A 13,432-nucleotide genomic window follows, 5' to 3' on the forward strand; every position below is an offset into this window, starting at 1 on the left:
GTGAAGAACTTCAATAAGCAAATCACTTTATCGCTGAAAAATCCGTTTATTGTACATCATGACGTTTACGGACAAAAAGTCCTTCCGGGATTGGCTTATATTGATATGTTTTATCAGATTTTCAAAGAGCGCGGCTATTCATACGACGGGCTTCAGCTGCGCCATTTATCCATATATCAGCCGCTTATTGCGAAAGAAGACAGCGCCGTCAAGCTTACGGTTGAATGTACAAAGGTAAAAGAAGGGCGCTGGAAACTTACCGCAAAAGGGGCTGAGGTCAGCGGCGGACGAGTACAGCCGGAAGAACGTATTTACGTCAAAGCGGAAATGCACGAGACGGCACCCGCAATTTTCAGTGACACGCTTGATCTTGACTCTGTCAAACGCGAGGCGGAACGCACCATCGATTTAAATGAGCTGTATGCACAATGCAGAAGCCAGGAATTGGTTCACAGCGGATATATGAAAGCAGAAGGAGAAGTGTTTGAGGAGCGGGACGGCGTCATCTTTGATGTATCGCTCGGAAAAGACGCGATGGGACAGGCCGGGGGGTTTTTGTTCCATCCGACTCTCCTTGACGGAAGCGGCGTCGGCGCAAACCTATTGATCTCATCGCTGTTAAATGGGGAAAAGAGGCTGTTTCTGCCTCTTTTCTACGAATCTTTTACAGCTTCCGAACCTTTGCAGAGCGGCTGCATCACGAGAATCAAACGTTCGTCGCTTCGGCAGGAAAAGGAGCTCATTTACATTACACTGGAGTTTTTTAACGCATCCGGCCGGAAAGTAGCCGAGCTGAAAGATTTCACAAGCAAGCTCGTGCGGGATGCCGAGCTGATCAATACAGAACGAAAGACTGCTGAGAAGTCTCCTGAAAAAGCCGGTTTACCGGAAGTTGCGGCATCGCTTGAAGGCGGACACCCGCATGAGGAAGCAGAGCGGTATGTCATGAATTTGATGGCGGAAAAAATCGGCAAGCCGCTTGAACAGATTGATTCTCAAGTCGGCTACTATGAAATGGGGCTGACATCGTCCGGACTGCTTGACGTCGTCGAAACGATCAGCGAAAAAATCGGCGAAACCCTTTCTCCGACTTTGCTGTTTGAATATACGACGGCAGCAGAGCTGGCAGCTTTCCTGACTGAGCAGTACGGGAGCCATTTCAGCGCGTCTCCGGCAAAAATGGAGAAGCCGGTTGAGACGCAAACAGAGAGAAGACGGAAAAGCAGTGTTCCGCAAGATGAAGATATCGCGATTATCGGCATGGCCGGCCGCTATCCGCAGGCCGAAAATATTCATGAATTCTGGGAAAACCTGAAAGAAGGAAAAAACTGTGTCACCGAAATCCCGGAGTCTCGCTGGGACTGGCGCCGGTTTGAAAATGTAAAGTCGCCTTCCGGAAAGAGCATTTCAAAATGGGGCGGATTTATTGATGATCCGGATTGCTTTGATCCCCAATTTTTCCGGATTACGCCGCGGGAAGCTGAAACAATGGACCCTCAGGAACGGCTGTTTTTACAAACATGCTGGGAAACGATTGAGGATGCCGGATATACGCCGAAGTCGCTCGCAGAGGCGCGCGGACGGAATAAGAGACAGCGCGTCGGCGTCTTCGCAGGGGTGATGCATAAGGATTATACGTTGGTCGGGGCTGAAGCTTCTTCTGAAGATCATGTATTCCCGCTTTCTCTTAATTATGCGCAAATCGCAAACAGAGTTTCATATTTTTGCAATTTTCACGGGCCGAGCATGGCGGTCGATACGGTCTGTTCATCTTCGCTGACTGCGGTTCACCTTGCTGCGGAAAGCATTCGGCGCGGGGAATGTGAATCGGCGGTTGCCGGAGGGGTCAATTTGTCGCTGCATCCGAATAAATATCTGACATACGGTTTATGGGACATGTTTTCAACAGACGGGGTTTGTCATACATTCGGGAAAGACGGAGACGGCTATGTACCGGCTGAAGGAATCGGTGCCGTTTTATTAAAACCGCTGCGAGAGGCGGTAAAAGACGGAGACCGGATTTATGCGGTGATAAAGGGCAGTGCCGTCAATCACGTGGGGACAGTGAGCGGAATTTCCGTGCCGAGTCCTGTCGCGCAGGCCGATTTGATTGAAGAATGCCTGGGCAAAGCGGGCATCGATCCGCGCACGGTCAGTTATATTGAGGCGCACGGGACGGGAACTTCTCTCGGCGATCCGATTGAGGTTCAAGGCCTTGTCAAGGCGTTCCGCCAGTACACACAGGACAAACAGTTCTGTTCGATCGGATCAGTGAAGTCCAATATCGGCCATGCGGAATCGGCGGCGGGCATCAGCGGCTTAAGCAAGGTTGCCCTGCAGCTTCACCATAAAACTTTGGTGCCGTCTCTTCATTCCGAGGAGCTGAATCCGTATTTAGATTTTGAACAATCACCGTTTTACGTCCAGCATCATACCGAAGAGTGGCAGCAGCCTTCAGTAAAGGAAAACGGAAACGAAACCGTATATCCCCGGCGTGCTGGGATCAGTTCTTTCGGGGCGACAGGTTCAAACGTGCATCTCATTCTGGAGGAATTTATCCCTGAAGAATCACACGGAACAGCGTATGAACCGGCAGAAGAACAGACATTCATTTTCCCGGTTTCAGCCCGGAATGAAGAACGGCTAAAAGAGTATGTTGCGAAGCTGTCTGCATTTATTCATCCCGGCCTGCCGCTTGAGGATGCGGCGTATACACTTCAGATCGGCCGTGAACAGATGGAGGAGCGGGTTGCGTTCACCGCTCAGAATATGACACAGCTCAAAGAGCGGCTGGAAGGCTTTCTGGCGGGTAAAACGGTCAGCGGGTGCTGGCGGAACCGAGCCGATAAAAGCAAACAGGCAGAGCTTGCTCCGGACTTGATACATAAATGGCTTTCTTCCGGAACTCTGGAGATGATTGCCGAAAAGTGGGCCGGCGGAGGAACGATGGATTGGAATCTCTTGTACGGTGAAAACAAACCGAATCGGATCAGCCTGCCGACATATCCGTTTGAAAAAATCCGGTATTGGGTGCCGAAGGCGGAGAAAAGAGAATCGCTGCCGCAAAAAAATGCAGGCATGCTGCATCCGCTCCTGCATGAAAATGTATCAAACATGTCAGGCGTCCGTTTTCGGTCCTCGTTTAGCGGCGGAGAATTTTTCCTGAAAGATCACATCGTCAAAAACGAGCGGACGTTACCGGGCGCGGCTTATCTGGAAATGGTCCGGGCGGCCGTTGAACACGCGGCAGAAACGAAGGAAGAAGGAACAGTCCGTCTGAAACATGTCGTATGGATACGTCCGTTTACAACGGCGGATGAGTCCTCAGAACTGTATCTCCGCCTTTATGACGAAGAAAATGGAGAGATGGGATTTACGGTTTACAGTGAATCGGCTTCCTCGGAACAAGAACCCGTACTCTATGCGCAAGGAAGCGCAGCGTTTGTCCGAGCGGGCGAACCGGCCAAAATCGAGATTGAAAAATTAAGAGAGTCACGCCGTCTGATCACACCTGACGTTTGCTATCAGGCATACAAACAGATGGGGATTGAATACGGGGATGCTCACAAAGCGGTCACGGAAATCTATGCAAAAGACAGCAAAGTGCTCGCGAAGCTCTCACTCCCGTCATCTATTTCTCATACAAAAGATCAGTTTGTCCTCCATCCGAGCCTTTTGGATGCGGCCTTCCACGCGACAATCGGGTTAATGCTTGACAGAGACGGGACTGACATACGGCCGATGCTGCCGTTTGCTCTCGAACAGATTGATGTGTTGAAAAGCTGTAAAAGCGATATGTGGGTTTCCATTGCGTACAGCGGCGAAAGTAAGCCTGAAGATGCCGTGCAGAAGCTGGATATTGATGTATGTGACGAACAAGGCAATATATGTGTGAAAATGACTGGTTATTCCGCACGGGAAATTGAAACGGATAAATCAGATACACTATTTTTTGAACACGTATGGGAAGAGGAGGCCGCTGTACATGAAAAAGCGCCGATCCATTTCAAAGCCCGTCACGTGATGATATCTGACAGGTTTACGGATCAAATGAACAGCATACAGACGGACTTCAGCTGTCATGTGCTCCGTGATCAGCATAAGAGTGAAGACGAACGGTTTGAAGCTTGTGCGCTTCAGGCGTTCGAAGAAGTGAAGAAAATCCTTTCTTCAAATTCCGGCGGGCGCGAGCTCATACAGATTGTCGTGCCTCAAGAAGCGGATACGCAGCTCCTTTGCGGCTTAACGGGGCTTTTGAAAACAGCGGCGCTTGAAAACCCGAACCTGACCGGCCAGCTGATTGAATTGGAGCCGGACGTCAAGGCAGAAATTCTGTCCCGATATGTAAAAGAATGCAGCGCTCATCCTGATGACAAGCATATTCGCTATGAAAACGGCAGGCGCTATACGGCACAATGGCAGGAAACAGGGCTTGAACAGTTCGGCGCCGAAAAGCCGTGGAAGGATAAAGGTGTTTATCTGATCACAGGCGGTGCGGGCGGACTCGGATTTTTATTCGCCAAAGAAATCGCCCGGCATGCAAAAGACGCCGTTCTTATTTTAACGGGGCGTTCTCTGTTGGATAACCGTAAAAAAGCCCAGCTTCAAGAACTGTCCGATCTCGGCGCGCAAGCTGTGTACAAACAAACGGACATGACGGAAAAACAAGAAGTTCAATCGCTCATAGCGGACATCTGTCGGCAGTACGGCGGATTAAACGGTATCATACACAGCGCCGGAACGATAAAAGACAACTATATTCTCAAAAAACACAAAGATGAAATCCGTGATGTACTGGCGCCGAAAGTCTCCGGGCTGGTTCATCTTGATGAAGCGGCAAAGGACATTGAGCTTGATTTTCTGATTCTTTTCTCTTCCGGAGCCGGAAGCGCCGGAAGCGCGGGCCAGGCTGATTATGCGATGGCCAATGCGTTTATGAACGCCTTCAGTGAAAAAAGAAACCGTAAAAAAGCCCGAAATGAACGCTATGGACACACCCTTTCAATCTGCTGGCCGCTTTGGAAAGACGGCGGCATGACGGTTGATGCTGAAACGGAAGCCATGCTGACAAAAGAAAGCGGCATGGTCCCTATGCAAACAGAAAACGGCATTCAGGCTTTGTACCGCGGGTGGGCGGCAAACACATCCCAAGTCATGGTGACGGAAGGCTACGCCGCAAAAATCCGGGCGTTTCTGAAAAAATCAGCGGATGATCAGCCGGATAAGGGCAGCGAAACAGAAGAACCGGCAGGTCTTACAGCAGGCGGAGAGAACATGCTTGCAGAAAAAACGGGGCATTTTTTGAAACAAGTGCTTTCGGAAGTGACCAAACTTCCTGTCGGCAAAATTGACGCCAAGGCGCCTATGGAAGATTACGGAATTGATTCGATTATGATTATGCATTTGACGGGCCGGCTGGAAAAGAGCTTCGGCTCATTGTCAAAAACTTTGTTTTTCGAATATCAGAATATCGAATCGCTGGCGCAGTATTTTATGAAAGCACACCGGGACACGCTGCTGGAAGTGACCGGGATGAAAACAGAAGAAACCCCTGCAGCCAAACCTGCGCTGTCTGAGAAAGCGAAAGTAAAGCCCGTTTTCAAACGGAATGAAGGCAAAAAAAGCTTTGCGCAAGTCCGTCCAGACACGCGGAAAAATCAGCAGCTGACAGAGCGTGAAGATATCGCGATTATCGGTATATCAGGACGATATCCGCAGGCCGAAAATCTTCATGAATTTTGGAAGAACTTAAGTGAAGGCACTGACTGCATAACCGAAATTCCAAACGATCGCTGGGATCACAGTCTTTATTACGACGCTGATAAAGATAAAGAAGGCAAGACGTACGGAAAATGGGGAGGATTTTTGAAAGACGTGGACAAATTTGATCCGCAATTCTTCTCTATTTCGCCCCGGGATGCAAAATTGATGGACCCGCAGGAGCGGTTATTCCTGCAATGTGTCTACGAAACGATGGAAGATGCCGGTTACACGCGCAAAAAGCTCACGGACAAATCGGGTGATTTGCTTGGCGCTAATGTCGGTGTTTACGTCGGCGTCATGTACGAGGAATATCAGCTTTACGGAGCCGAAGAACAGGCGCGCGGAAAATCGCTAGCGCTGACCGGAAATCCGTCATCAATCGCGAACAGGGCTTCCTATGTATTCGGTTTTAACGGCCCGAGCATGGCTCTGGATACGATGTGCTCTTCTTCTTTAACAGCCATTCATCTGGCATGCCAAAGCTTGCGGAACGGGGAATGCGAGGCAGCATTTGCCGGGGGCGTCAATGTATCCGTTCATCCGAATAAATATTTGATGCTCGGCCAGAACAGATTTTTATCAAGCAAAGGCAGATGTGAAAGTTTCGGAGAAGGCGGAGACGGTTATGTGCCCGGTGAAGGAGTGGGAGCCGTACTCCTTAAGCCGCTTTCTAAAGCGAAAGCGGACGGTGATCATATTTACGGCCTGATCAAAGGAACGGCCGTGAACCATGATGGAAAAACAAACGGGTATTCCGTACCGAATCCGAACGCCCAAGCCGCGGTGATCAAACAGGCGTTAAAAGACGCGGGAACCGATCCGAGGGCGGTCAGCTACATCGAAGCCCACGGCACCGGAACTTCACTCGGCGATCCGATTGAAATCACGGGTCTGACAAAAGCCTTTTCAGAACAAACACAAGATAAACAGTTTTGTGCCATCGGCTCAGCGAAATCCAATATCGGCCACTGTGAAAGCGCCGCGGGCATCGCGGGTCTGACGAAGGTGCTCCTGCAAATGAAACATAAGCAGCTCGCACCGTCACTGCATTCCCGGACGCTTAACCCGAATATTGATTTTCTCGCTACGCCGTTTAAAGTGCAGCAGACGCTTGAAGAGTGGAAAAGACCGGTCATAAATGAAAACGGAGTAAATAAAGAATTGCCGAGAACCGCGGGGCTTTCCTCATTCGGAGCCGGCGGCGTCAACGCTCATATCGTCATCGAAGAATATTCCGCTGATGAGGATAAGGAGACGGCTTTTGCCGCACCTCATCCGTCGATGATCGTCCTTTCCGCGAAAAATGAGCAACGGCTTCAAAAACGGGCGAAACGTCTTCTTGATGCACTGCGGAGCGGGCGTTACCGGGAAGCGGATCTGAGCCGGATCGCATATACGCTTCAAGTCGGACGTGAACCGATGGAAGAGCGTCTCGGAATGATTGTCAGCAATTTGCGCGAGCTTGAAGAGAAGCTTGACGAATTTACGGGCGGCAAGGAGTCAATTGACCAGCTCTACCGCGGACAAGTCAAACAGAATAAAGACACGATGGCGCTGTTTACGGCTGATGAGGACATGGAAAAAACCATTGAGGCGTGGCTTGAAAAAGGCAAAGCCGCAAAGGTATTAGAGCTTTGGGTGAAGGGCCTTCCGCTGAATTGGGATAAGCTGTATCAAATGGGCAGACCGCAAAAAATCAGTCTTCCGGCCTACCCGTTTGCAAAAGACCGTTATTGGATCGACACATCAGCTGATGCAGCTGTCAAAAGACCGGCCGAAACACAGTCTGCGCCGATCGCACCGGCGGCCGCCCCGGAACCGGTCATTGAAGTAACAACTCTTCACGAGGAGACTGTCAAAGAAAAACCGTCAAACATTACACTGCAGACTTTGAGCGGCGCGAAACCGAAAAGAACCGTACAGCCCGCTTCCCGTCCGGCGGTTTCCGCTGAAAAAGTAAGTGCCGTATTGAACGAAAGTTTGGCAGACGTTTTATATATGGATGCCGACGATATCGACGCAGACGACACATTTATTGATATCGGCATGGATTCAATTACCGGTCTTGAATGGATAAAGTCTGTTAATAAAGCATACGGCACGTCCCTTACGGTGACGAAAGTATATGATTATCCGACAATCCGCCAGTTTGCGGCTTTCTTGCAAAAAGAGCTCGGGACAGAACCGATCCTTGAGGAAGCAACCGAACCGCAGAAAACAGAGGCCGTGAAAAAACCATCAAACATCATGCTGCAGCCTTTAAACGCTCATAAGCAGCATGTGACACAAGCAGAAGCGGATATTCTGGAGGCGATGTCTGAAACGGCAGCTTCCGCCGAACCGGAAGAACCGATTGAAGCGGTGCATGACGAGTTATCAAAAGCACTGGCTGATGTATTGTACATGGAGCGGCATGAAGTAGATATTGATGAGGCCTTTATTGACTTGGGTATGGATTCGATTACCGGTCTTGAATGGATAAAGGCCGTCAATAAACGGTACGGCACGGACTGTAACGTAACGAAAGTGTATGATTATCCGACAATCCGTCAATTTGCCGATTTTCTGCGTACGCAGCCGTCTGTCCGCGGAAGAAAAAAACAGGCGGTTCCCGTACGTACAAAGCCGCTTACGCAACATGCCCCGCAGGAGAAAACACCTGCCGAGCCGGAGAGATTAACGGTTCAAAAGGAACCTGAACCGGTGCAGGCCAAACGGGAGCCTGAAGACGAGATAGCGGACGCGATAGCCATCGTCGGCATGTCGGGCAAGTACCCGGATGCGCCGGACCTAAAGACATATTGGGACAACTTAGCCCGTGCGAAAAACGCCATTCGCGACATCCCGCTTTCCCGCTGGGATGTAAACAAATACTATGATCCGGCCTTAAACAAGAAGGGCAAAGTATACTGCAGATCAATCGGTATGCTTGACGGCATTGAAGAGTTTGATCCGCTGTTCTTTAATATATCTCCGTCTGAAGCGGAACTTATGGACCCGCAGCACCGGATATTTTTACAGGAAGGTTTTAAAGCCTTTGAAGATGCGGGTTACAGCTCAAAAGAATTAAACGGGAAAAATTGCGGCGTTTATTTGGGGATTATGAACAATGAATACGGCATGATGTTAAACAAACATCAGACAGGAGGAAGCGCGACGGGCAACAGTTTCAGCATCGCGGCGGCCCGCCTGCCTTATTATCTCAATTTGAAAGGGCCGGCCATTCCGATCGATACGGCATGCTCTTCATCTCTCGTCGGGACTCATTTGGCGCGTCAGGCGCTGTTGAATCATGAAATTGACATGGCGCTTGTCGGCGGTGTGACCTTGTATTTAACGCCTGAATCATACATCAGCATGTGTGAAGCAGGAATGCTGTCTCCTGACGGCCAATGTAAAGCATTTGATAACAGTGCGAACGGATTTGTGCCTGGCGAAGGCGCGGGGGCGCTCGTTTTGAAGAGGCTGAAAGATGCGGAAGCCGATCAAGACCATATTTACGGAGTCATTATCGGATCTGGAATTAACCAGGACGGAAAAACCAACGGCATTACCGCACCAAGCGCGAAAAGCCAAATGGATTTAGAGCGCCAAGTGTATGAAGCGCACAACATCCACCCTGAGAGCATCACCTATGCGGAAATGCACGGCACCGGCACAAAGCAGGGGGATCCGATTGAATTAGAAGCCCTGTCTTCTGTATTTAAGGAAAAAACGGATCGCAAACAATTTTGCGCCATCGGTTCGGTTAAATCGAATATTGGGCACACGTCGGCGGCGGCAGGTGTAGCAAGCGTCCAGAAGGTTCTGCTGTCGATGAAGCATCAGCAGCTTGTGCCGACCCTTCATTTCAGCACGCCGAATGAACATTTTGATTTCGATGACTCGCCTTTATTTGTCAATACCGAACTCAAACCTTGGGAAACAGGCGGAGCACCGCGGCGGGCCTGTGTCAGCTCATTCGGCTACAGCGGCACAAACGCTCATCTCGTTATCGAAGAGTATCAGCCGAAAGACCGGGGAAGCCGTAAGCCTGATGAGACAAACATTTTTGTGCTGTCGGCGAAAAAAGCGCCCCAGGTAAAAACCTATGCCGAGTCTGTGATCGAATTTGCAAAAGCCAATCAGAATATCAATCTTTCAGATATGGCGTACACGCTTCAAACCGGGCGTGATGCGATGGATTACCGTCTTGCGGTTACAGCCGGTTCGAGAGAAGAACTGATCAGCCGTTTAACCGATTTTGTAAACGGAAATACGGGTGAAGGGATATATGAAGCCCATATCAAAACGGCTAAAAAAGAAATCAAAGCATTTGAAACGGACGATGACCTGAAGCAGCTTGTGAGGTCATGGTTCGATAAGAAAAAATACGCCAAAATAGCGGAATTGTGGGCCAAAGGGCTTCAGATGGACTGGGACAGACTCTATCAAGGCGAAAAACCCCGCAGAATCAGTCTGCCGGCTTATCCGTTTGCGAAGGAGCCGTACTGGCTGCCTGAGCCGAAAGCTGTACCGCAGGAAACAGAAGACCGGCGCGAGGCTGTGCTTTTAGAAAAGCAATGGGTTCCTTGTGAGATCGATTCGGCCGGTGAGAAAAGCGGCAAGACTGTCATGATTCTGGCTGATGCAAGAACAGCGGAGCTAGCCGAAGAGACTGCAAAGCATTTCACTGACTCATTCATTCTCCCGGTCGATTCGGCTGACACTGCAGCTAGCGATTGGAATCACATAGATGGCGCAATCGATCTGACGGGATGCGGAGACGAAGACCCTTCACTGGAAGGGATCAGCCGGCTCCAGACTCTGATTGATACAAGCCGCCGGCAAGCGCGGCCGCTGACGCTGCTATATGTAACAAAAGGCTTGGAGCCATTTCAGCAGAAAACGATTCAACTTGCAGGAGCGGCAAAAAGCGGCCTGTACAGAATGCTTCAAAATGAGTATCAAAACGTGACGTCCAGACACATGGATGCCGATACAGATACGGATCAGCAGACGCTTGCCAAACAGATTGCAGATGAATTTTCGGCGGACAGCACAGAACCGGAAATCTGCCGCCGAAACGGACAGAGATACCGTGCTTTATTCAGGGAGATTCCAAGCGGGAAGCGAGCAGAACATAAGCCCGCACCGTTTCCTGAAGACCATGTGCTTTTCATTACCGGAGGCACGAGGGGACTGGGTCTCTTATGCGCCCGCCATTTCACAGAAAAACACGGCGTGAAAAAAGTAGTGCTGACAGGCAGGGAGCCGATTCCTCCCCGTCATAAACGGTCAGCCGTTAATACGAGGCTGAAAGAGAAGATACGGGCGATTGAAGAGCTTGAAGCAAAAGGAGTGCAAGTGGCGGTGATCAGTCTGAAATTGTCTGATCATGATGCGGCGGCAGCGGAAATTGAAACGATCCGGCGCACGATGGGACCGATCGGCGGCGTCATTCATTGTGCGGGATCTGTTAATTCAGTAAATCCGGCGTTTATCAGAAAGACTGCTGACGATATACAAGAAGTGCTGGAACCGAAAGTCGCAGGGCTTCAAACATTAAGCAGCCTTTTCACAAATGATCCTTTGCAATTTTTTGTCTTATTTTCTTCAGTATCTGCAGTCGTTCCGGCGCTCGCGGCGGGACAGTCGGATTATGCGATGGCAAATGCGTACATGGATTATTTCGCGGCGGCTCATCAGCATCAATATCCGTTAGTCAGCATTCAATGGCCGAACTGGAAGGAAACCGGATTGGGTGAAGTCCGCACAGAAAGCTTGAAGCAGACCGGGCTGCTGGGACTGTCCAACGCGGAAGGACTTGACTTGCTGGACCGCATTTTATCTGAAAACATCCGCCCGTCCGTTCTGCCGGCTATCATTGATCGGAGCGAATGGCATCCTGACAGGCTGCTCTGTCAAGAGAAAAAACAAAAAGAGACTGAAGCCGTAATAAACGGCAAAGCCGCTGAAAAACATTCAGACAGAGAACTGCTTCTTGATACGAAGACGTGGCTTGTGAAACTGTTTTCCGATGAGCTGAAAATCGCTCCGGAAGAACTGGAAACAGACGAACCGTTTCAGGATTACGGGGTTGATTCGATCATTTTAGCGCAGCTTTTACAGCAAATGAATCAAGCGCTCAAAGAGGACTTAGATCCGTCTGTTTTATATGAACATCCGACGATTGACGCGTTTGCCGAATGGCTTGTATCCAATGGACAGCCGCTGCTTGCAGAAAGGGAGGAACCGGATACAGAAATCTTGGTTCCGGCTGCCGTACAAACGGTTCATACTGAACAAAAGCGTGATGCCGTAACTGAAGACATTGCCGTCGTCGGAATGAGCTGCCGTTTTCCGGGAGCGGAATCGTTAGAACAATATTGGGACTTGCTGAGAAGCGGCAGGTCCGCAATCGGCTCCGTCCCGGCGGAACGTTTCGGATATGCAAATCAATACGTTGCGGGATTGATTGACAATATGGATCACTTTGATTCCGAATTCTTTTTCATTCCGGAAAACGACGCGAAAGCGATGGACCCTCAGGCATTGGCGGTGTTGGAAGAGAGCTTGAAACTTTGGTGCCATGCCGGCTATTCCCGTGAAGAAATCAAGGGTATAGAGGCCGGTGTGTATATCGGAGGCCGAAGCCAGCATCAGCCTGATCCTGAAATTCTTGCGAATACCCGCAACCCGATCGTTGCGGGCGGGCAGAATTATTTAGCGGCAAACGTTTCGCAATTTTTTGATCTGCGCGGGCCGAGCATCGTGCTTGATACGGCTTGTTCATCGGCTTTGACAGGAATGAACATGGCCGTTCAGGCACTGAGAAGCGGCGATATCAAAGCGGCGGTAGTTGGCGGCGTCAGCCTGCTGAACACGGATGCGGCGCACCGGATGTTCCAAGAGCGCGGGCTGTTAAACGAAAAGCCGGCATTTCACGTATTTGACAAGCGTTCAGGCGGAGTTGTCCTCGGTGAAGGCGTCGGCATGGTGCTGTTAAAAACAGTAAGCCAGGCGCAAAAAGACGGCGACACGATACACGCGGTCATTAAGGCTGCCGCCATGAACAATGACGGCAGAACGGCAGGCCCGTCAGCTCCTAATATGCAGGCGCAAAAAGACGTCATGCAAAGCGCGCTTTTCAAAAGCGGCAAAAAGCCGGAAGACATCAGTTATATCGAAGCAAACGGATCGGGTTCCGCTGTAACTGATTTGCTTGAGCTGAAGGCGATTCAATCCGTATACCGCTCTGGCCAGCATGTTCCGCTCGGCATCGGGTCAATTAAGCCGAACATCGGGCATCCGCTTTGCGCAGAAGGCATCGCAAGCTTCATTAAAGTCGTATTAATGCTGAAGCATAAACAAACGGTTCCGTTCCTCTCAGGAGATGAACCGATGCCGCATTTTGATATAACAAAGACAGATTTTCATTTTCATAAAACAGCCGGCGAATGGGATGCATCCAGACCGTCAGCAGCCATCAACTGCTTTGCCGACGGCGGAACGAACGCCCACGTCATTCTGGAAGCTTGGGAAGAAAAAGACACCCGAATGAAAAGAAAGCCGCTGCCGGTACCGTCATTAAGACGTAAGGCTCTGGTAAAAGAGCCTGACGCACCGGCGGAGAAACAAGAGCTTCCTGCGAAAAAAATGTTCTGGAAAGCATTTAAATGAGAGAGGA

At 50.2% G+C, this 13,432-nt stretch carries 1 protein-coding gene; it reads left to right on the forward strand.

All coding sequences use genetic code 11. The annotated features are described in order from the left end of the window. Positions 1-13,425 (forward strand): type I polyketide synthase, encoded by a 13,425-nt coding sequence (locus NYE36_RS09125; RefSeq protein WP_269845069.1) that lies wholly within the window; start codon positions 1-3, stop codon positions 13,423-13,425. Positions 13,426-13,432 lie beyond the last annotated feature (7 nt).

The organism is Bacillus sp. FSL R5-0593, assembly GCF_038603755.1.
Lineage (GTDB): Bacteria > Bacillota > Bacilli > Bacillales > Bacillaceae > Bacillus > Bacillus velezensis.